Source organism: Flagellimonas olearia (genome assembly GCF_004150225.1).
Taxonomy (GTDB): Bacteria; Bacteroidota; Bacteroidia; order Flavobacteriales; family Flavobacteriaceae; genus Flagellimonas; species Flagellimonas olearia.
On record NZ_ML142913.1, the window covers coordinates 186,044 to 208,798 of the forward strand.

Genomic DNA, 22,755 nt, shown 5'->3' on the forward strand with positions numbered 1-22,755 from the left:
AGCTATTCTTTTAGATGAAATCCAAAGTTACTCCCCAAAATGTTGGAATCATAATTTCATAAGTAAATCCATGCATTTTTGAAGTGCAGGATTTCTATTATCGGTCTTCCAGACCATGCTCAATACGGCTCGTTGCTTTATGTTCTTCATTTCTATGAACTTCACCTTCATTTGAAAACCATGCTGAAGCGTTGTGGGCACAATGGCAATCCCCAATTTATTCTCCACCAATTTAAAAATGGTTTGCGCATGAACCGATTTATGGGAAACATGGGGCACAAACCCACTATCCTCGCAAATACTCAGTACCGTATCGTAGTACATAGGACTATAATCTTGGGAAAAAAGAATAAAATCTTCATCGGCTACTTGATCAATATTCTTGAAGCTCGATTCATCCAAAGGATGGTCCTCGGGCAATACCAAGGAAAAGGTATCTTCAAAAACAGGTTTTACGTCCAATCCTTTGGGTACGCGGGACAATCGTACAAAACCCAAATCCAGTCGATCGGCCAATATCGCATTGATTTGCGCCCGGTTGGAAAGTTCTTCCAAGGTGGTATGCACGGTAGGATACTTTTCTTTCAGCCCCAATAATAAGTTCGGCACCACATTTTGCATGGCGGAACCCAAAAAACCGATTCGCACCTCTCCCAATTGTCCATCCCCAATGAGTTTTACCTGTTTTTTGGTCTGGTCCAGATGATTTAGGATAAATTCAACCTCTTTTTTTAAAAACTCCCCTGCCTGGGTCAAACTCACCTTTTTCTTGTCTCGCACAAACAATTGGGTGCCCAATATCCCCTCCATTTGCTTGATTTGTGTACTCAAACCCGGTTGGGAAATAAACAACTTTTCTGCTGCCTTTCTGTAATGGAGTTCTTCGGCCACGGCCAAAAAATAGATAAAATGTCTAAGCTCTATTTGATAATTCATACTTATTTATTATTACAAAAATAAGTATTGGTAATTATTAAACCTAATTGATACTTTTGAATAACAATGATGTATCATGTAAACAAAAAGTTGTCAGGTCGAGCGCAGTCGAGACCTCACTTTTAAGACATTGGGTCCTATAACTTCTCGACTGCGCTCGAAGTGACACTTCACCATGAACAATTGCAGACAATCTGTTAGTAAACTAATTAAAAGCATGGCGATAGACCGAACATTTCAATTTGGTGAGGACCATTTAACCGCAAGCGTAGCTTTGGGTTTGGCCCAAGGTACTATTACAGGTGTTTTCTCCGAAGCATGTCTAAAAAATGTGAACGCAAGCTACGAGCGGGTACAGCGTATCGTGGAAAAAGGGGATACGGTGTACGGCATCAATACAGGTTTTGGACCTTTGTGCAATACCAAAATTTCCAAGCAGGATACCAAAATCCTTCAATCCAATATTTTACAAAGTCATAGTGTGGGTGTGGGAGACCCCATTTCCAATGAATTGGCTAAAATTATGTTGATTCTTAAAATCCATGCTTTGGCCAAAGGCTTTTCGGGCATTGCCGAAACCACCCTGCAACGTATGCTATGGCATTTGGAAAACGATGCCATTCCCGTGGTTCCCTCGCAAGGTTCGGTAGGAGCATCTGGCGATTTGGCCCCGCTGTCCCATTTGTTTCTGCCTTTGATTGGTTTGGGTAAGGTGGAATACCGAGGAAAGACCATCTCCACCCAGGAACTTTTTAAACAAACGGGATTGAAACCCCTCGATTTGGGTCCAAAAGAAGGACTTGCCTTAATCAACGGAACCCAATTTATTGCTGCCCATGGGGTAATGGTCGTACACAAATTGCAACATTGTTTACGACATGCAGACATCATCGGCGCCATGATGCTAGAGGGCCTACAAGGTTCCATGAAACCCTTTTTTGAAGAATTGCATCAACTACGTCCTTTTAAAGGCAACCAACATGTGGCAGGGAGAATCCGAACCCTGCTGCAAGGCTCCGAGATTCTGGAAGACCATATTGATTGCGAACGAGTGCAAGATCCTTACTCACTTCGTTGCATGCCACAGGTGCATGGAGCATCACGAAATGCTTGGCTACACCTGAAAGAATTGTTGGAAATTGAATTGAATTCGGTCACCGACAACCCAGTCATCATAAATGATGAACTCACCATAAGCGGTGGAAATTTCCACGGTCAGCCTTTGGCCATGGCTTTGGATTATGCCGCTTTGGCCGCTTCGGAAATAGGGAACATCTCCGACCGACGCATCTATTTGGCCCTTGAGGGCAACAGTCCTGGAGTACCCAAATTATTGATGAACGATACGGGCATCAATTCAGGTTATATGATCTTGCAGTACACCACTGCGGCATTGGCCAGTGAAAATAAAAGTTTGTGTTTCCCAGCCAGCGCTGACAGCATCCCTACCTCTTTGGGGCAGGAAGACCATGTGAGTATGGGTTCCATCAGTGGTAGAAAAGCACTCAATATTATTGAGAATGTGGAAAAAATCCTCGCTATTGAATTGTTGACCTCAGCCCAGGCCTTCGAATATAGAAAACCCTTAAAATCAGGCATTTTATTGGATGAAATCCATACATTCCTAAGAACCAAGGTCGCTTTTGCCGAAAACGACCGAGTTTTTGCAGATGACATTGAAAAAGGAATTGAAATCATTCAAAACCGAGAGATCATAGATTTGGTGGAATCGGTAATGAAAGAAAAAGAACTGACTTGGGACGCACCGCATCTCGACGAATTTGAAACCTACTAAAATGAACAAACCACTCTTAATAGGACCATTCACCCAATTGTTACCCATGACAGGGCTCCCTTTAAAGGGAGCACTCCAAGATGAGCAACTTCCCATCATCAAAAATGGGGGTATTTTGGTTGCTGATGGGAAAATTCTCAAAGTTGGAGTTTTCGATGAAATGAAATCATCCGATGTCGATGTGCACCGGATTGAAGGTGACCATGTTTGCTTACCGGGGTTTGTGGACTCACATACCCATATCTGTTTTGGCGGTACCCGAGCACGCGATTACGCCTTCCGTAATGCAGGAAAAACCTATTTGGAAATTGCCAAGGCAGGTGGTGGTATCTGGGACACAGTGACCCAGACCCGAAAAGCTTCGCAGGAAGAATTGGTCAAGGACATCATTTCCAGAAGCAAAAGGCATCTCAAAAATGGGGTCACCACCATTGAAGTGAAAAGCGGTTATGGCCTTTCTATTGATGAAGAACTGAAAATGCTACGTGCCATCAAACAGGCCAACGAAACTTCAAATGTGACCTTGGTACCGACCTGTTTGGCGGCCCATATGAAACCCAAAGATTGGAATCAAGACCAAGAATATCTAGATGTAATCATCAACGAATTGTTTCCTATCATCAATACTGAAGATCTAGCCCATCGCGTGGATGCCTTTGTGGAAGAAAGTGCTTTTTCCCCTGAAGAAATCAAACCCTACTTTCAAAAAGCAAAGGAAATGGGATTCGATATCACGGTACATGCCGACCAATTTACCACAGGAGGAAGTCAAGTAGCCGTCGATTTTGATGCTGTGAGTGCTGACCATTTGGAGGCCAGCACCGAAAAAGAAATTCAATTGCTGGCCAAAAGCAACACCATTGCCACAGCTTTGCCAGGAGCATCCCTCGGTTTGGGATGCGCCTACACCCCTGCACGCAAAATTTTGGATGCCGGAGGTGCTCTATCCATTGCCAGCGATCATAACCCGGGGTCTGCCCCCATGGGCGACTTGTTGACCCAAGCCAGTATTTTGGGAACCTTTGAAAAACTGTCCAACACCGAAGTTTTGGCTGGAATCACATATAGGGCAGCCGCAGCCTTACGATTGAAAGACCGTGGAAAACTAGAAGCAGGAGCACAAGCCGACTTTGTGGTTTTCCCAACAGATAATTACCAAGAAATCACCTACCACCAAGGGCAATTAAAACCAAGTATGGTATGGAAAAATGGAATTAACGTTTGCCAATAACTTTATCATTCCGCTCGGTTGCTGAGCGTAGTCGAAGCGAGATGCGGAATCCACTACCCTATTTTGGATTCCTGCTTTCGCAGGAATAACAAATCATTTTTTATTACTAATGAAAAAAGATCATTTCAAATCACAAATTCTTCAAGGAATCCCTTCGGAATTACCTACCACCAAAGCCTATTCAAGTAATGGCAATCCCGCTCCAAAACGAAAGGACATCCTTTCCAAAGAAGAGAAAAAACTGGCCGTACAAAATGCGCTACGTTATTTTCCCGAAGCTTGGCACAAAGAACTCGCATCAGAATTTGCCGAGGAACTAAAAACCTTCGGTCGCATTTATATGCATCGATTTAAGCCGGATTATGAAATGTATGCACGACCTATTTCGGATTACCCAGCGAAAACGCATCAGGCAGCTGCCATTATGTTGATGATCCAGAACAATTTGGACCCTGCCGTGGCTCAACATCCCGAGGAATTGATCACTTATGGAGGCAATGGCGCAGTGTTCCAAAATTGGGCTCAGTACCTGCTCACCATGAAATATTTGGCGGAAATGACCGAAGAACAGACCCTGAACATGTACTCAGGTCACCCAATGGGCCTTTTCCCGTCATCCAAAGAAGCGCCAAGAGTGGTGGTCACCAACGGGATGATGATTCCCAACTATTCCAAACCCAACGACTGGGAACGGTTTAATGCACTCGGTGTTACCCAATACGGGCAGATGACAGCTGGTTCGTATATGTACATTGGCCCACAAGGAATAGTACACGGAACGGCCATTACGGTCATGAATGCGTTCCGAAAAGTATTGGACAAAAACGAATCTCCTGAGGGCAAAATTTTCTTGACCGCTGGATTGGGAGGCATGAGCGGCGCCCAACCCAAAGCAGGAAACATCGCCGGAGGCATCACCATTTGTGCAGAAGTCAACCCAGAAGCGGCCAAAAAACGCCATAATCAAGGTTGGGTAGATGAATTGTTGGTGGATTTGGATGTATTGGTGGTTCGCACTAAAGAAGCTGTAAAAAATAAAGAGGTGGTTTCCTTGGCCTATATCGGTAATGTGGTTGATGTTTGGGAACGTTTTTATGAAGAAGACATTTTTATTCAATTGGGATCTGACCAAACCTCTTTGCACAACCCTTGGGCGGGTGGTTACTATCCTGTTGGACTTTCTTTTGAAGAATCCAACGCTTTGATGGTAGACAATCCCGAAACGTTCAAGAAAAAAGTACAGGAATCATTACGAAGACAAATCAATGCCATCAACAAGCACACCGCAAAAGGCACTTACTTTTTTGATTACGGCAACGCCTTTCTATTGGAAGTTTCCCGAGCGGGTGGGGATGTGATGGCTGAAAACAACATCGACTTTAGGTACCCATCCTATGTACAGGATATTTTGGGGCCTATGTGTTTCGATTACGGATTTGGGCCATTCCGATGGGTCTGTACCTCTGGCGACCCAAAAGATCTTCAAAAAACAGATGCCATTGCCCTTGAGGTGATGCAAAAGATAAAATCCGAAGCTCCCGAAGAAATCCAACAGCAAATGCAGGACAATATCAAATGGATTTCGGAAGCGGAGCAAAACAAATTGGTAGTGGGCTCGCAGGCACGAATCCTATACGCCGATGCCGAGGGACGAAGCAAGATTGCCGAAGCCTTCAATATAGGCATTGCCAATGGGGAAATCAGTGCCCCTGTGGTTTTGGGTCGTGACCATCACGATGTAAGTGGGACGGATTCCCCATTTAGGGAGACCAGCAATATTTACGACGGCAGTAAGTTCACTGCTGATATGGCCATCCAAAATGTGATTGGCGACAGCTTTAGAGGTGCCACTTGGGTTTCCATCCATAACGGTGGTGGTGTTGGATGGGGAGAAGTGATCAATGGTGGGTTTGGTATGGTCCTCGACGGTTCCGAAGAAGCTTCCATCCGCTTGAAGAAAATGCTGTTCTTTGATGTAAACAATGGCATTTCCCGCAGAAGTTGGGCAAGAAACAAAGAAGCGCGCTTTGCCATTGAACGAGAAATGAAGCGAACTCCAAATTTAAAAGTAACTTTACCCCATCTGGTTGAACCGGATATTTTGGACCATCTTTTTTAATGCGATGAAGTACTACGACCCCCCGAAAATAGATCTTTGGACAGGCAGGGTTTCCAACAAATGGTTGTACCTGCATGAAAAGGTACATTGCACTCCCTTGGCCGAGCTTTCGGAACCCCATAAAAAATCGATTGCCCTTTTGGGATATACCTGTGACGAAGGGGTCCGGCGTAACCAAGGACGGGTTGGCGCTGTGAATGGTCCAGATACCATTAAAAGTAGTTTCGGGAAAATGCCCAATCATCTGGCGAGCCATATATTGCTACAGGATGTGGGTTCCATCAGTTGTACCGATGACGAGATGGAAGCTGCACAGGACGCCCTTTCCAATGCGGTCACTTCCCTTTTGACGAAAAAACAGTTTCCCATTGTTTTGGGAGGTGGTCACGATATGGCCTATGGACATTATAGGGGCATCAAAAACTATTTGGATACAAAGGGAGGGAACCAAACCATTGGTATTATCAACTTTGATGCGCATTTTGACCTTCGAAAGAATACGGAACAAAGCAATTCGGGAACGCCTTTTTACCAGATTGCCAAGGATTGCCAAAAGGAAGATATTGATTTCAACTATCTCTGTTTGGGCATTCGCAAAGATGCAAATGACCGTATCCTATTTGAAACCGCTCGTGACCTTAAGGCCAATTATATTCTTATCGACACCTTCCAAATCCCATTTTTGGAGGAAATCACCACATGGATCAATGCCTTTGTCAAGAATGTGGACCATGTGTACGTGACCATTGATTTGGACGGGTTTTCATCGGCCTATGCGCCAGGGGTAAGTGCCGCCTCTCCCATGGGCTTTACCCCCCATATTGTTTTGGAGTGCTTAAAAACGATCATAGGTTCTGGAAAGTTGATCAGCCTGGACATTGCCGAAATGAATCCCACCTACGATATTGACGGGCAAACGGCTAAACTGGCCGCTTCCTTGATGCATTATGTGGCCCATAATATTTATTGAAAGACCATTGTTCGGAATTCTCATTCTGAGTAGTGTGAAAGTTTGACACGAATTGCACAAATTTTCACTAACAGCTTATCATCTGTGGGGCGAGCGAAGTCGTGCCCCTAAGCGAATACTTTTTTGGACATTTCTCACGCTCTCTTTGGTCGGTTTGAAATAACATAATCATTATAAAAATGAGCCGCATGTCATTTCGAAATGAGGAGCACAGTGACGATTGAGAAATCCAATTGTCATTCCGAACTACGTAAAGAATCTTTATCAGGAGTAATGGTTCGATACGAATTGCACAAATTTCCACCAACAGTTTATCATATGTAGGGGCGAGCGAAGTCGTGCCCGTAGACAGTAAGACCTCTCGACTGCGCTCGAGGTGACATCCATACCTATCTTTTCCTCACCGCAAACAAAAAAAGCCTTCCAAACGGAAAGCCTTTCATTGGCGAGCATCGGCTGATGCTTCAACCTGATTCCAATCGTCGCGACTGGAATCCAACACAACAAGACAAAGATAGCAAAGGTTTTCGATTAATGGGGTCGAAGGCGATTTTTTTCATCAAACCGCCTTTATAACGTAAGTCACTATTCCCCATATCAATAAGTTACTATCCTTGGATACCCTGATAGGTTTATACGCTTTGTTTTCCGGCATTAGTGTTATGGAATCCTTTTCCATCAGCAATCGTTTCACGGTAAATTCCCCTTCCAAAAAACAAACCGCTATTTTTCCGTTTTCCCCCTCCAAACTTCTGTCAATGACCAATAAATCCCCATCATCGAGCCCAGCACCTACCATGGATTGGCCACTGACCCTTGCATAAAACGTAGCTTCCTTGTTCTTGACCAAAGTTTTGTCCAGACTGATCCGTTTTTGCTTGAAATCCTCGGCCGGGGATGGAAACCCTGCGGAGACGGTATTTCTGGAAATGGGGATGTCCAAGCTTTGCTCATCATCTGGGGTAAAAAACGTGAGCGAATTGGTTTCTTGAGGTTTTTTTGAGGTCATTTTACTACAATGATGTCATTGATGTCCGTTGTATATCTTGGGGAAAGATGCTCTTGACGCATTTTCCAGGTTCGCTGTAAATCTTGATTGGCTATTTTCATCTTGTAATCCCCATACCTATCATTCATGCTGTCCATCACCTGCATGATTTTATGATGTTTTGGGTTTTCTGATGAAAACAGGTCTAACTGCCGCTCGTTGGTGGGAATCAGACCAGATACGATCACTCCTGCCCTTTTGTACTTGACCCCAGTTTTGAAAATGGTATCTACCGCCCTGACTGCATAATTGCCAATGGTAAGGCTGGAATCCGTGGCATAGGGCAAGGTTATAATGGCAGTGCCCCTGTCCTGGGGTTCGTTCTTTTTGTGCCGGTCACTTCTTAAAATGACCACAATATGGTTACAACTGCTCTTTTGGGCCCTAAGTTTTTCGGCACAACTGCTCGCAAAGGTCGAAATCCGCTCCCGGATATCCTCGATATTGGAGTATGTACTTTCAAAACTTCGTGTGGTGGCAATCGCTTTTTTATCCCGGGCATCATCTTCCAAATCCAAGGTAGGTATGCCCTCCAAGTCTTTTTTCAACCGCAGCCCAACAATGGCCATTTGTTTTCTTACCCATTCATCGGGCAACTGGGTGAAATCAAAGGCGTTTTCAACATTTCTGGTCTGAAGTCGTTTTAAGTTTCCATGGCCTATACCCCAAACCGTCTCTATTTTTGACCATTTGAGTGCTTTTATCCGCCCTTCTTCGGATTTGATCACAAAAACCCCTCCAGTCCGGGATTTTAATTTTTTGGCAATCTTATTGGCCACCTTGGCCAGCGCCTTGGTTGGAGCAATCCCTATACTGATGGGGATTCCCGTACATTTCTGCACTTTGTATTGTATCTCCCTTCCATACGCATCAAAATCATAGTCCTTGAATCCATCAAACTTTAAAAAGGCCTCATCAATACTGTACACTTCCATGTCCGGGGTAAACGTTCCCAGAATATTCATCACCCGGGTACTCATGTCACCATACAAAGGATAGTTTGACGAAAACACCTTTATCCCATTTTCTTCACAGAACTTCCTGTACTTGAATGCTGGGGCCGCCATGGGGAGGCCCAATTTCTTGGCCTCATCGCTACGTGAGATAAAACAACCGTCATTATTGGAAAGAATGGCCACAGGGATGTTATTGAACTGAGGCTGAAAGGCCCGCTCACATGACGCATAGAAGTTATTGCAATCCACCAACGCAAACATGCCTCAAAGTACTCGATTTTTGCTAAATTACCTAGCAAATCTGTTGTGATGAAAATTAGGATACGAGGTAATTCGGTACGTTTTAGACTGACTCAGAGCGAAGTAAAACAGCTTTGTGAAGAAGGTTTTTTTATGGAGACCACCTCTTTCGGGGAAAATCTGTTCCGCTATGCGGTACAACTCAGTAAAACTGAAGAGACCCTCTCGTCTTCGTATGAAAACAACCGGATTACCCTAAGTGTTTCCGAACAGCTGGCAAAAAACTGGGATTTGGATGAACGTATTGGATTTGAACACACCTTCATTACCAAGAACGGAACGGAACTCCACCTCCTCCTCGAGAAGGATTTTACCTGTTTGGACAATACCATGGAAGACCAATCGGACAATTACCCCAACCCCAAACTGCAACATTGAACCCTCATGGAAAAAGAATTTAAACGAAATATTTCCCTTACGGGCGATATCCAATTTACCGGATTGCGCCTTAAGGAACCCATGCATACCGCTGCCGGCTTCTTGGGGGTAAAAGAAGCCCTAAGGCACGGCTTCAAGGAAATGGGCATTGTACGCTCCATGAAGGCATTGCTAGAGATGAACCAAGAAGACGGTTTTCGTTGCCCCAGCTGTGCGTGGCCCGTTCCCGAACACCCCTCCAAGGTTGCGGAATATTGTGAGAACGGGGCCAAGGCGCTGGCCGACGAAGCCACCCATGAACATATAGGTGCCGAATTTTTCAGTAAGCATTCCGTGGAAGAACTGTCCCAACTCAGCGATTATGAACTCAACAAGTTGGGTCGGATCATAGAGCCCATGGTCCTTAAACCGGGAAAAGTACATTACGAGCCCATTGCATGGCAGGAGGCTTATGATTTACTATCTGATGAACTCCATCAGTTAAACGACCCCAACGAGGCTATTTTTTATACTTCGGGGCGATCCAGCAACGAAGCCGCTTATTTGTATGGTATGTTTGCCCGTGCCTTGGGCACCAATAACATGCCCGATTGTTCCAATATGTGCCATGAATCATCCGGAGTGGCACTATCCGAGACCCTGGGCATTGGAAAAGGTTCAGTAACCTTGGACGATCTCTATGGTGCCGAAGTTATTTTGGTTGTGGGCCAAAACCCGGGCACCAACCATCCCAGAATGCTCTCTGCCCTTGAAAAATGCAAAAAGAACGGAGGAAAGGTCATCAGCATCAATCCCTTGGCGGAAACAGGACTGGTAAACTTTAAAAATCCGCAAAACGTTTCGGACATGTTGGGCAGTGGGCAGCCCATTGCGGACCTGCACCTTCCTGTTCGTATCAATGAGGACATTGCACTCGCCAAACTGATCTTAAAGAAATTGGTGGCCCTCGATGCCAAAAACAGCAATGTTCTGGACCATGAGTTCATTGTGGAATATGTTGACGGCTATGATGAATTACTGAAAGATTTAAAACGCTACGATTACGAAACACTTCAGAGGAGAACTGGGGTTTCCATGCGAAAAATTGACAAGACCGTTCGGTTATTGGCCGAAAATTCCAAAATAGTGGTCTGTTGGGCCATGGGCATCACCCAACACAAGAATGCCGTGGAGTGCATTCAGGAGTATGTGAACATCTTACTTTTGAAAGGAGCCATAGGAAAACCATTTGCGGGTACGTGTCCCGTTCGGGGACATAGCAATGTGCAAGGGGACCGCTCGGTGGGCATCCACCACTTTGTCAATGAAGGATTGAACCAACGGATTCGTAAACATCTTGGTTTTGAGCCTCCTGCCCAACGAGGATACGATGTTGTAGAGGCCATCCATGCCATGCATGAAAACAAGGCCAAGGTCTTTGTCTGTTTGGGTGGGAATTTTGCCATGGCAGCCTCGGATACAGCATACACGGCCAAAGCCCTTCAAAATTGCAGCTTAACGGTACAGATCAGCACCAAGCTCAACCGCAGTCATTTGATTACCGGTAAAACGGCTCTTTTGCTTCCCACTTTTGGTCGCTCGGAGAAAGATGAGAAGAAAGGCTCCGTTCAATTTCTGACCATGGAGAGCAGCACCGGAAAAGTACGTCAAAGCAAAGGTTTGCTGAAACCCGCTTCCGAGCATATCAAAAGTGAACCGGAAATCATCTCATTGATGGCAAACACCTATTTTAAAGGAAAACATGCCATGGACTGGGAAGCTTTGGGAGCGGATTACGATCTTATCCGGAGTTTAATCGATAAAACCGTAAAAGGATTCAAGAACACCAGTGAACAATCCAAAGGCTTTGGGTATTACCTACCCAACAATGTTCGGGAACGGGACTTTAGAATGTTGCCCAACGGCATGGCACAGCTTACCATCAATACATTGCCAGACCATGGACTAAAGATGGATGAATTCTTGCTGATGACCATTCGGTCACATGACCAGTTCAACACCACCATCTATGGACTGAACGATCGTTATCGAGGTGTTCACAATGAGCGTCGCGTGGTGTTCATGAACCAAGATGACATGGAGCAGCATCAACTGAAAAAACTGGATGTTGTAAATCTACATAGTGAATATGATGGTATCCAACGGACCGCGGAACAATTTTTGGTCATCCCTTATGAAATTCCCAAAGGGAACATGGCCGCCTATTTCCCCGAAACCAATTTGTTGGTCCCCCACAATCATTTTGCAGATAAAAGCCAAACTCCCATCAGCAAATCCATTAGGGTAACGGTTGAAAAGGTATTATTACCTACTTAAACGCAGGAATTCCGGTAATATCAGCCCCAGTGATCAACAAATGGATGTCATGGGTACCTTCGTAGGTAATCACGCTTTCCAGGTTCATCATGTGGCGCATGATGCTGTATTCCCCGGTGATTCCCATTCCGCCCAGAACCTGTCTGGCTTCCCGGGCAATCTTTAAGGCCATGTCCACATTATTGCGTTTGGCCATGGAGATTTGGGCCGTGGTGGCACGTCCTTCATTCTTTAATTGCCCCAAACGAAAGGCCAACAACTGGGCCTTGGTTATCTCGGTGATCATTTCGGCCAATTTCTTTTGCTGTAGTTGATAGGCAGCTATGGGCTTTCCAAATTGGATGCGCTCCTTGGCATACCGCAAAGCGGTATCATAGCAATCCATGGCAGCTCCAATGGCGCCCCAGGCAATGCCGTATCGGGCGGAATCCAAACAACCCAACGGGGCACCCAACCCACTTTTACCGGGCAACAGGTTTTCCTTGGGAACCTTTACATTGTCAAAGATAAGTTCCCCTGTGGCCGAGGCCCGAAGTGACCATTTGTTATGGGTTTCCGGGGTGGAAAAACCTTCCATGCCCCTTTCCACGATCAAACCATGAATACGGCCTTCTTCATTCTTGGCCCAAACTACGGCGACATCGGCAAAGGGAGAATTGGAAATCCACAATTTGGCCCCATTTAACAGGTAATGGTCCCCCATATCCTTGTACTTAGTTTCCATACCGCCGGGATTGGAACCATGGTTGGGTTCCGTTAAACCAAAACAGCCCATCCATTCGCCCGTGGCCAGTTTAGGCAAGTATTTTTTACGCTGTTCCTCAGATCCGTAGGCAAAAATGGGATACATGACCAAGGAAGACTGTACCGAAGCCGTGGAGCGCACCCCGCTGTCCCCCCGTTCAATCTCCTGCATAATCAATCCATAGCTAATCTGATCTAAGCCTGCCCCTCCGTATTCCTCCGGAATATACGGACCAAAAGCACCTATTTCGGCCAAACCTTTGATAATCTGTTTGGGAAACTCCGCCTTTTGGGCGTATTCTTCTATGATGGGAGAAATATCCCGTTTCACCCACTGGCGGGCAGCATCCCTTACCAACTTATGCTCTTCAGATAGAAGGTCGTCAAGATTATAATAATCCGGTGCTTCAAATAGATCAGGCTTCATTCGGAAAAAATTTATCTAAAAGTTATGCTGAAATTTAACAATTTAATCTATCACTGTTGCATTTTCAAATAAAATGATTTCGTCAAATCTGTATACTGCTCCGTGTATTGGTGTCGTTCGACCTCTATGATGAGCTCATCCACTAACGTGTCGGTTTCGGAGCGTCCAAATTCCATCAAACTCCTTTTGAAGTCAGTCTTTGGATTTCCCTTCACCCTAGTAATCCTATTTGGGAACAATCCAGATTCCTTGGCCATGGCAATAAACCCTTTCTCTTCCTTAAAAGGAACAATCACCGAAAAAACACCCGTGGCGGAAAGAAGTTTTGTTGCTCCCTCAATAAGTTCATCAAAGGGCAATGAATTGTTCTGTCTGGCTTGATCCCGTGAGGCATCTCCGCTGGAAACATTCTCCGAATAGAACGGCGGATTGGAAACGATCAAATCGTATTGATCATCAATCTCATCCACGAACTCATCCAATCCCGCATGATAACAGAACAGTCGGTCTGACCATGCTGAGGCTTCAAAATTGGCAACACATTGTTCGTAAGCCGCTTCATCCAACTCAATGGCATCAATAAGTTCGGCAGTAGATCGTTGTGCCATCTGCAAGGCAATCAATCCTGTGCCTGCACCAATATCCAAGATGGAATCGGGTTGGTGTTCCAATGAAGCCCATGCTCCCAGCAAGACACCATCCGTACCCACTTTCATGGCACAGCGGTCTTGGTGTACCGTGAATTGTTTAAATTGAAAAGGCTTACTCATTCACCCTACCCGGCTCTCGGGTTTCAGAACCCTCCTGTTCCATAAGTGAGTCTCCCAATCGTTGTCTCATATTATCTGCCAAAACCTTTATCTCAGCCACAACCTCGGGATGCGCATCGGCCACATTGTTGGTCTCACTAACATCGTTGACTACATCGTAGAGCTCAATTTCCTCCATATCAACATATCTGTAGTTTCCTGGTTGCCCATCTTTTCCTGGTTCCTGACCATCCATGGTCCGGTAGCGATGCGGGAAATACATTTTCCATTTCCCATACCGCACCCCAAACATTTCGTTGACCCGATAGTAGAAAAAGTAGGCATCTTGCACGGGCTCTGCACGCTCACCCGTTAAAATGGACCATGCATTTTTACCATCGATCACTTGTTCTGGCAATTTGGATTCGGTGACATGGGCAATGGTGGGTAGTATATCTATGGCCATCATGGGCACATCTACTGTTCTCCCCGGCTTAAGTTTTTTCGGGTATTTCATAATAAATGGCTCACGTTGTCCTCCTTCCCAAGCGGTACCCTTTCCTTCCCGAAGGGGGAGGGCACTTCCGGCATGGTTTCCATAGGAAAGCCAAGGCCCGTTGTCCGAAGTAAAGATGACCATGGTATTCTCTTCAAGTCCATTGTCTTTGAGTGCTTGCATGATCTGGCCCACAGACCAATCTATTTCCATGATCACATCACCATACAAACCTCTTTCCGACTTACCCTTAAATTTTTCCGAAACGAACAAGGGTACGTGGGGTTGTGGATGCGGCACGTACAAAAAGAAAGGGTTGTCCTTATTCCTTTTGATGAAATCCACACTACGCTCTGTAATCCGGGTTGTCAATTGGGATTGCTCCACCAAGGTATCGATTACGGTCTCGTTTTCGTAAAGTGGTAAATCTGGAAAATTAAAAATGGTTCCCTGCTGTGGGTGATAGGGCCACATATCATTGGAATATGGAATTCCGAACCACTCATCGAACCCATGGCGTGTGGGCAAAAACTTTTTGTGATGCCCCAAATGCCATTTCCCATAAATGGCCGTTGCATAGCCCTTTTCCTTCAACATTTCGGCCAAGGTGGTCTCCGTATCATTGATACCATGTGTGTTTCCAGGCCCCAATGCATTATGGATACCGATTCGATTGGGGTAGCAACCCGTTAAAATTCCAGCCCTGGAAGCGGAACATACGGCTTGGGCCGCATAGTAGTTGGTCATTCTTACCCCATCTGCAGCCATTTGGTCCAGATTGGGAGTTTTGATATTAGGCGAACCAAAGACCCCAACATCTTGGTAGCCCTGATCATCCGTAAAAATCAATACTATATTGGGCGAACGCTCTTCCTCCTTGACTGGAGCCTTCTTTTCTCCACAAGAAATCAGTCCTAAAACAAGAAATACAAAGAAATATCGAAACATATCGTAAAATAAAAGGTTGCCCTAAATATAGGTGAAAACCGCAAATCTTACGAATCCAAGTACAATTCCACGAGACCTTCCGGTGTTCTCACATGGATTTCCTTCTTTTCGCGATCTACTTTCTTTATGATATCATCGGTGATGGGAATCAGAAGTTCCTTCCCATCCTTTTTAGCTTCAAACAGTTCCTGCGAAGCACTGTCATTTATGGAGACTATGGTCCCGATATTTCCATGGACCTCATCCATCAATGCAAACCCAATGACTTCATGGAAATAAAATTTGTTCCCAGTAAGTGGTGGGAGCATTTCCAAGGGAAGGTACAGTTCCGAGCCTATGATCTTATCCGCGGTGGCCTCATCCTTGACCTCTTCAAAATCGATGCGGAGCAGATTGGATTTGTGCAACCGACAACGGTCAATAAAAAATGGAATCAGATTGTTTCCCAATGAAACAAAAACTGATTCCATGTTTTCGTAGATTTCGGGTTCATCGGTGTCCAACTTGACCAACACCTCGCCCTTAAAACTATATTTTGAAACGACTTTGCCCAGGTAGAAGCAATCTTCCTTGCGCATCGTCTTCTCTTCTATTCTTCTTCTTTGGCAGTTTCCTCAGCGGCAGGAGCCTCCTCAGCAGGAGCTTCAGCAGCAACTTCTTCTGTAGCGGCCTCAGTAGTTTCCTCGGCAACTTCTTCAGCTACTTCCTCTTCTGGCAAAGCGGCAGCGGCTCTTTTCTCGTTGACTTCCTTCTCTGCTTCCAAAGCTTTTGCCCTGGCTTCAGCCTCAGCCTTGCTCAATCCATCTTTCTTGGCTTGAACGGCAGCTTCTTTCTCTTCCAACCAAGCTTTGAACTTTTCCTCAACTTGCTCTTCGGTCAAAGCACCTTTGCGAACACCACCCAACAAGTGGTGCTTCAACAAAACTCCTTTGTAAGAAAGAATAGCTCTGGCAGTATCGGTAGGCTGCGCACCATTTTGCAACCATTTTACAGAACCATCAATATCCAAATCGATGCTGGCAGGATTGGTATTGGGGTTGTATGTACCCAATTTTTCCAAGAATTTACCGTCTCTTTTTGCTCTGGAATCTGCGGCAACCACCCAATAAAATGGTTTACCTTTTTTACCGTGTCTCTGAAGTCTAATTTTAACTGGCATATCACATTAATTTGTAGGGTGCCCGACCCTTGTTATTAATTCTTTTTAATCGCTTGTCTCTTAAGCGGGTGCAAATATACTTGATTTCTTTTAATGCACAATGTTTGTGTGAACTTTCTATTCCCTTTCGGCCAATTGATCCTTGCCCCTTACCAATTTTGTTTGATGCTCGTGGACCACCTCCTTGATTTGCTGGATGATGGAATCATTTCCTTCTGCAATATTGAATTGTTCGGATGCATCATGGTTCAGATTAAAGAGCAAGGGTATTTCATGTTCTTTTCGCTCACCGAATTGCCCATAAGCCCCCTGCGTAATAAAATGCGCTTTGTAATCTCCCCATCGGGCTGCATAGAGATCAGTGCCCCGATAATACAAAACGCTTTTCCTTGGGCTTGGATTTTTATACAACAAGGTTTCACTTAAATCCACGCCATCCATGATTCGGTCTTTCGGAATTTCCACTCCGGCCATCTTGCTAAACGTGGTGAAGAGGTCCATGGTCGAACCCAAATCCGTGACCAATCCCGGCTTAATGTTACCTGGTCCCCAAAAAATGGTGGGTTCCCGCATTCCGCCTTCCCATGTGGTACCTTTCCCAGCTTTCAACAACCCGGCACTACCCCCATTGGTTTTAAAAGGCAACCAAGGCCCATTATCGGACGTAAAGACCACAATGGTATTTTCAGCCAACCCTTCCAATTCAAGGGTCTTCAAAATCTTTCCGACACCATCATCAATCTCTTCGACTACATCGCCATACAATCCACGTTTGCTCTTCCCCATCGCTTCTTGGGAAGCGAACAAGGGAATATGGGGTAAATTATGGGCCAAATACACAAAAAATGGCTTGCTTTTATTCTCCTTGATATAAGAAATGGTCTCTTCCGTATATCGCTTGGTAATGGTATTCTGATTGGCAGGCCGTTCTATGATTTCTGTTCCACACATCAAGGGCACATTGAAGTGTTCAGTTTTGATATCCTCATTCTGCTGATTCCAATATCCTCCTTGGGGATAGTCCACGACCCGGTCCATATCATTGGAGTAAGGAATTCCAAAATAATAATCAAACCCATTGTTCGTAGGCAAGTATTGTTCTTTATGCCCCAGATGCCATTTTCCGATACAGGCAGTGGCATACCCAGCCTTCTTTAATTGTTCGGCCAAAGTGATCTCGCTGCCGGGCAACCCATTTTTCGAATCCGGGAAGAGCACTCGGTACTTGTTACTGGCCATCCCACTTCTAACCGGGAGCCTTCCCGTTAATAGTGCTGCCCTGCTGGGGGTACAAACACTGGCACCCACATAAAAGTTGGTCCATTTCTGTCCCTCAAAGGCCATTTGGTCCAAATGGGGCGTATGGATGGTCGGGTTTCCATATACGCTTAAATCCCCATACCCAAGGTCATCGGCAAAAATGATGATGAAATTTGGAGGACGTTTTAAATTTTCTTGGGCATTCCCATTAAAAAAGCTTCCCCAAAAAATACAGTGAAAAGCAAGTACGATTGATCGCGACAACTTGATACCTATTCCCATTTAAAATGACTTTATTCCTTAAATATAGGGAATGCCAGTATAAAACGCGACTCCATAAATCAGTTGATAAATCCTAAAAACTACATTTTATAAAACCTTCATGTTTGTATATTTTTAGACATTGATTTTTCCACTCCGAAAACGGCGAGCACATGTACCTAATATTTGATACCGAAACCACAGGATTGCCCAAGCGCTGGGACGCCCCCATAACCGATACGGACAATTGGCCAAGGTGTGTGCAGATTGCGTGGCAGCTGCACGATGAAATGGGCAATGTGGTAGAGCATCAAGATTTTTTGGTGCAACCCGACGGGTTCAACATCCCCTATGAATCTGAGCAAATCCATGGTATCTCCACGGCTTTGGCGGAGCAAGAAGGAGAATCATTGGACCATGTGTTGGATGCTTTCAAAAAAGCTTTGGAACGCACCAAGTTTGTCGTGGGACAAAACGTAGGTTTCGATGTCAATATCATGGGGTGTGAATTCCATCGAAAAGGGATGGACAGCCTCTTGACCGAACTACCCGTTCTGGACACCTGTACGGAACATACCGCGGAACTCTGTAAAATTCCCGGTGGCCGCGGAGGCAAATTTAAGCTGCCCACGCTTACCGAGCTTCACGAATTTCTTTTTGGAGAGCCCTTTGCCGAGGCCCACAATGCCACTGCCGATGTTGAAGCCACTACGCGATGCTTCTTGGAGCTGGTTCGAAAAAAGCAGTTCACTGCCCAAGAACTGGATGTTCAGCCTGACTATTTTGAACGTTTTTCCGAGGCCAATCCACAGGAAATCCAACTCATTGGATTAAAGCACATCAACCTAAAAGCGGCATCCAAAAAAATTGCAGATGCCCTTTGGGCACAAGATACCGGGGACATTTCCGAAGCGGAAATCCAAGAGAACATAGAAACCTTGGAAGATGCCCCTTTCGTACATCTTCACAACCACTCCCAATTTTCGGTCCTCCAATCCACCATCAATATAAAAGATTTGGTAAAGGCCACCGCCAACAATGGTATGCCGGCCGTTGCGCTAACCGACCATGCCAATATGATGGGCGCCTTTCACTTTGTAAAAGAAATCATGGCCCACAATAAAGGTGTCAAGGAGCGAAATGCCGAACTGGAGGAAAAAGGAGAACCTGTCACCGAAACGGAAATCACCCCCATTGTGGGATGCGAATTTTACGTTTGCGAAGATCACACCAATAAAAATATAAAGGACTACGGCTATCAAATTGTTTTGATGGCCAAAAACAAGGCGGGTTACCAAAATCTGGCCAAAATGTCTTCCATTGCCTACACCAATGGATTTTATTATGTGCCCCGTATCGATAAAAAGATTGTGGAGCAGTACAAGGAAAATGTGATTGCCCTTACCGGAAACCTCTATGGTGAGGTACCCAATAAAATATTGAACGTAGGTGAAAAGCAGGCCGAAGAAGCCCTATTGTGGTGGAAAGAACAATTTGGCGATGACCTCTACATAGAAATGATGCGCCATGGACAGGAAGATGAAGACCGGGTGAACCAGGTTTTGGTGCAGATGGCCAAAGACCATGATGTAAAGCTGGTGGCCACCAACAACACTTATTATTGTGACAAAAAAGATGCCGAGGCACACGATATCCTGCTCTGCGTAAAAGACGGTGAAAAACAGGCCACGCCCATAGGTCGAGGTCGAGGGTACCGCTACGGACTGCCTAATCAAGAGTACTACTTCAAATCTTCAGATGAGATGAAGGAACTCTTCAAGGATATTCCTGAAGCCATTCTGAACATCAAAGAGATTGTGGACAAAATAACTCCCTATGACCTCGCCAGTGACATCCTTCTCCCCAAGTTTGAGATTCCAGAGGAATTCAAGGTCAAGGAAGATGAGGCAGACGGAGGAAAACGAGGTGAAAATGCCTATTTAAGGCATATCACCTATGAAGGGGCCAAGAAACGATATGGGGAAATCACCCCTGAAATCTCGGAACGTATCGATTTTGAGCTGGCCACCATTGAAAATTCAGGATATCCGGGATATTTCCTTATTGTGGAAGACTTTATCCGCGAAGCTCGGAACATGGGGGTTTCCGTTGGACCGGGAAGGGGTTCGGCAGCCGGTTCGGTGGTGGCCTACTGCTTGACCATCACCAACATTGACCCCATTAAGTACGACCTCCTTTTTGAGCGTTTCCTAAATCCGGACAGGGTATCCATGCCCGATATTGATATTGATTTTGATGATGAGGGCCGGGGAAGGGTCATGGATTATGTTATCAACAAATATGGCTCCAATCAGGTAGCACAGATCATCACCTATGGTACCATGGCGGCCAAATCTTCCATTCGGGATACGGCACGAGTACTGGATTTACCCTTGAATGATGCCGACCGTATTGCCAAGCTTATCCCCAACATGTCCAAATTGGGCAAAATATTTGGGGTTGATGAGGCCGATCTTCGCAAAAAGTTCCGATCGGATGAATTGGAGAAGGTCCACGAATTACTGAACATCTCTGAAGGGGATGATTTGGAAGGCCAAACCGTGAATATGGCCCGGGTTCTGGAGGGATCCTTGCGAAACACCGGAATCCACGCTTGCGGTGTCATTATCACTCCGGACGACATTACCAACTTCGTTCCCGTATCCGTCGCTAAAGATTCTGACCTGTATGTGACCCAATTTGACAACTCCGTTGTGGAAAGTGCTGGACTCCTAAAGATGGACTTCTTGGGATTGAAGACACTGACACTCATCAAGGATACGGTAAAAATCGTAAAAGCAAGAACGGGAGTGGATTTGATTCCCGATGATTTTCCATTGGACGACGAGAAGACGTATGAGCTTTTCCAACGTGGTGATACGGTAGGGATATTCCAATACGAATCGCCCGGGATGCAAAAACACATGAAAAACCTGAAACCCACGGTTTTTGATGACCTTATTGCCATGAATGCCCTATACCGTCCGGGACCCATGGAATATATCCCCAGCTTTATTGCCCGTAAGCACGGTGATGAGGAAATTACCTATGACCTTCCCGAAATGGAGGAGTACCTTCAGGAAACTTATGGGATCACGGTATACCAAGAGCAGGTGATGCTGCTTTCCCAAAAGTTGGCCGGTTTCTCCAAGGGTGATGCGGATGTACTGCGTAAAGCGATGGGAAAAAAGATTTTCGCCTTACTACAAAAATTGAAACCCCAATTCTTGGATGGTGGTGAGAAAAACGGACATCCCCGTGATGTTCTGGAAAAAATTTGGAAGGATTGGGAAGCATTTGCCTCCTATGCATTCAACAAAAGTCACTCTACCTGCTACGCCTACATCGCATATCAAACAGCCTATTTAAAGGCCCACTACCCTGCCGAATATATGGCCGCCGTGTTGTCCAACAATATGAACGACATTAAGCAGGTGACCTTCTTTATGGAGGAATGTAAGCGGATGGGCTTGGAGGTTTTAGGGCCGGATGTCAACGAATCCTACTACAAATTCGCCGTAAACAAGGACAATGCCGTGCGTTTTGGCATGGGTGCCATTAAAGGCGTGGGGCGTTCCGCAGTGGAGACCATTGTGGAGCAGAGGAAAGAAGGCGGCCCCTATAAATCTGTATTTGATTTGGCCAAGCGGGTAGATTTGAGGGCCGCCAACAAAAAAGCCTTTGAAAACTTGGCCTTGGCCGGTGGGTTTGATTCGTTCGGGGATACCCACCGAGCACAATATTTCCATCATGAAGGGGACGAGGTCACCTTTTTGGAAAAAGCCGTCAAGTACGGTGCAAAATTCCAAGAAAATGAAAATTCTTCCCAAGTAAGTCTTTTTGGAGATGCCAGTGAGGTGCAGATTCCCGAACCCGTGGTACCGCCCTGCGAGGATTGGGGCACCATGGAAAAGCTCCGCAGGGAAAAAGAAGTGGTGGGCATCTACATTTCTGGCCATCCTTTGGATGACTTTAAAAAAGAGATTACGGCTTTCTGCAATAGCAGTGTATCCGCATTCACCAGCTTGGAGGACTACGTAAACCGAGAACTCTCGGTAGCGGGAGTCATCACCGACGTGCAGCACCGGGTATCCAAAAACGGAAAAGGATGGGGCCTATTTACCCTTGAGGACTACACCGATTCCCATGAATTCCGGATTTTTGGGGAAGAATACCTCAAATTCCGCCATTTTTTAATGATCAATTCCTTTGTTTATATCAAAGCCTTTGTCCGCGAAGGGTGGGTAAACCGGGAAACTGGCAAAAAAGGGGAACCCCGCTTGCAGTTCAATGATTTTAAACAATTGCAGGATGTCATGGATGCCTATGCCAGAAAACTTACCATAAAATTGGACATAGCCCGTTTACAGGAAAGCAGGATTCAGACCCTGAAAGACACTCTTCGTTCCCACCAAGGCGACCATCCCCTGAATTTTGTGGTCTACGAGATGCAGGATGAGATAAAGCTGAACCTATCCAGCCGAAAACAGAAAGTAAAGATCAACAGTGAACTTTTGGCCGCCTTGGAAGAAAATGACATCCATTACAAGTTAAATTAGCGCCATAGCTTAAGCTGATGGCACAATAATTAAAACGAATACTTTGACGGTAAGGATGATGCGCAATATTTGACTAACTTTGCGAAACAATAAAACAAATGAG

At 45.4% G+C, this 22,755-nt stretch carries 16 protein-coding genes; 7 read left to right on the forward strand and 9 right to left on the reverse strand.

Going from position 1 to position 22,755, the window contains the following annotated elements:
* Positions 1–48: 48 nt before the first annotated feature.
* Positions 49–936, reverse strand: coding sequence for a LysR family transcriptional regulator (locus tag DN53_RS15430; RefSeq protein WP_129655700.1), 888 nt, complete (start codon positions 934–936; stop codon positions 49–51).
* Between the two features lie 217 nt (positions 937–1,153).
* Here DN53_RS15430 and hutH point away from each other — a divergent pair, with 217 nt between their 5' ends.
* The 4 genes from hutH to hutG all read left to right on the forward strand — a co-directional run bounded on the left by hutH (position 1,154) and on the right by hutG (position 7,051).
* Positions 1,154–2,731 carry a histidine ammonia-lyase gene (gene hutH / locus DN53_RS15435; protein WP_129655702.1) on the forward strand — a complete coding sequence of 526 codons (1,578 nt, stop codon included), beginning with the start codon at positions 1,154–1,156 and terminating at the stop codon, positions 2,729–2,731.
* Position 2,732: 1 nt separating this feature from the next.
* Positions 2,733–3,962 (forward strand): imidazolonepropionase, encoded by a 1,230-nt coding sequence (gene hutI / locus DN53_RS15440; protein WP_129655704.1) that lies wholly within the window; start codon positions 2,733–2,735, stop codon positions 3,960–3,962.
* A gap of 109 nt (positions 3,963–4,071) precedes the next feature.
* Complete coding sequence (locus DN53_RS15445; protein ID WP_129655706.1) at positions 4,072–6,081, forward strand: urocanate hydratase; 2,010 nt, start codon at positions 4,072–4,074, stop codon at positions 6,079–6,081.
* A gap of 4 nt (positions 6,082–6,085) precedes the next feature.
* A complete protein-coding gene (gene hutG / locus DN53_RS15450; protein WP_129655708.1) occupies positions 6,086–7,051 on the forward strand; it encodes a formimidoylglutamase in 966 nt (321 codons plus the stop codon).
* 559 nt (positions 7,052–7,610) lie between these two features.
* On the opposite strand, the gene DN53_RS15455 is transcribed toward hutG, so the two are convergent.
* The gene (locus DN53_RS15455; protein ID WP_129655710.1) at positions 7,611–8,060 is read right to left on the reverse strand and encodes a LexA family protein; all 450 of its coding nucleotides are present in this window, start codon (positions 8,058–8,060) and stop codon (positions 7,611–7,613) included.
* Positions 8,057–9,316 (reverse strand): Y-family DNA polymerase, encoded by a 1,260-nt coding sequence (locus DN53_RS15460; RefSeq protein ID WP_129655712.1) that lies wholly within the window; start codon positions 9,314–9,316, stop codon positions 8,057–8,059. The genes DN53_RS15455 and DN53_RS15460 overlap by 4 nt, the downstream gene beginning before the upstream one ends.
* Positions 9,317–9,364: 48 nt before the next feature.
* Here DN53_RS15460 and DN53_RS15465 point away from each other — a divergent pair, with 48 nt between their 5' ends.
* Positions 9,365–9,733 carry a DUF7009 family protein gene (locus tag DN53_RS15465; RefSeq protein WP_129655714.1) on the forward strand — a complete coding sequence of 123 codons (369 nt, stop codon included), beginning with the start codon at positions 9,365–9,367 and terminating at the stop codon, positions 9,731–9,733.
* A gap of 6 nt (positions 9,734–9,739) precedes the next feature.
* A complete protein-coding gene (locus tag DN53_RS15470) occupies positions 9,740–12,049 on the forward strand; it encodes an FdhF/YdeP family oxidoreductase (protein ID WP_129655716.1) in 2,310 nt (769 codons plus the stop codon).
* Here the strand turns inward: DN53_RS15470 and DN53_RS15475 are convergent.
* From DN53_RS15475 to DN53_RS15500, 6 genes are all read right to left on the reverse strand, one after another.
* Entirely contained in the window at positions 12,042–13,220 is a 1,179-nt protein-coding gene (locus tag DN53_RS15475) for an acyl-CoA dehydrogenase family protein (RefSeq protein ID WP_116217089.1), read from the reverse strand. The two genes, DN53_RS15470 and DN53_RS15475, sit on opposite strands and share 8 nt — an antisense overlap.
* A gap of 50 nt (positions 13,221–13,270) precedes the next feature.
* Complete coding sequence (locus DN53_RS15480; protein WP_129655718.1) at positions 13,271–13,990, reverse strand: tRNA1(Val) (adenine(37)-N6)-methyltransferase; 720 nt, start codon at positions 13,988–13,990, stop codon at positions 13,271–13,273.
* Entirely contained in the window at positions 13,983–15,413 is a 1,431-nt protein-coding gene (locus DN53_RS15485) for a sulfatase family protein (protein WP_129655720.1), read from the reverse strand. Before DN53_RS15485 ends, DN53_RS15480 begins: the two co-directional genes overlap by 8 nt.
* A 47-nt stretch (positions 15,414–15,460) precedes the next feature.
* Entirely contained in the window at positions 15,461–15,991 is a 531-nt protein-coding gene (gene rimM, locus DN53_RS15490) for a ribosome maturation factor RimM (protein WP_129655722.1), read from the reverse strand.
* Positions 15,992–16,002: 11 nt separating this feature from the next.
* Positions 16,003–16,572 (reverse strand): 30S ribosomal protein S16, encoded by a 570-nt coding sequence (locus tag DN53_RS15495; RefSeq protein ID WP_129655724.1) that lies wholly within the window; start codon positions 16,570–16,572, stop codon positions 16,003–16,005.
* Positions 16,573–16,689: 117 nt separating this feature from the next.
* On the reverse strand, positions 16,690–18,114 hold the full coding sequence (locus DN53_RS15500; RefSeq protein ID WP_129655726.1) for a sulfatase family protein: 1,425 nt from the start codon (positions 18,112–18,114) through the stop codon (positions 16,690–16,692).
* Positions 18,115–18,266: 152 nt separating this feature from the next.
* On the opposite strand from DN53_RS15500, the gene dnaE reads away from it, so the two are divergent.
* Complete coding sequence (gene dnaE, locus DN53_RS15505; protein WP_129655728.1) at positions 18,267–22,652, forward strand: DNA polymerase III subunit alpha; 4,386 nt, start codon at positions 18,267–18,269, stop codon at positions 22,650–22,652.
* The last annotated feature ends 103 nt before the right edge of the window (positions 22,653–22,755 follow it).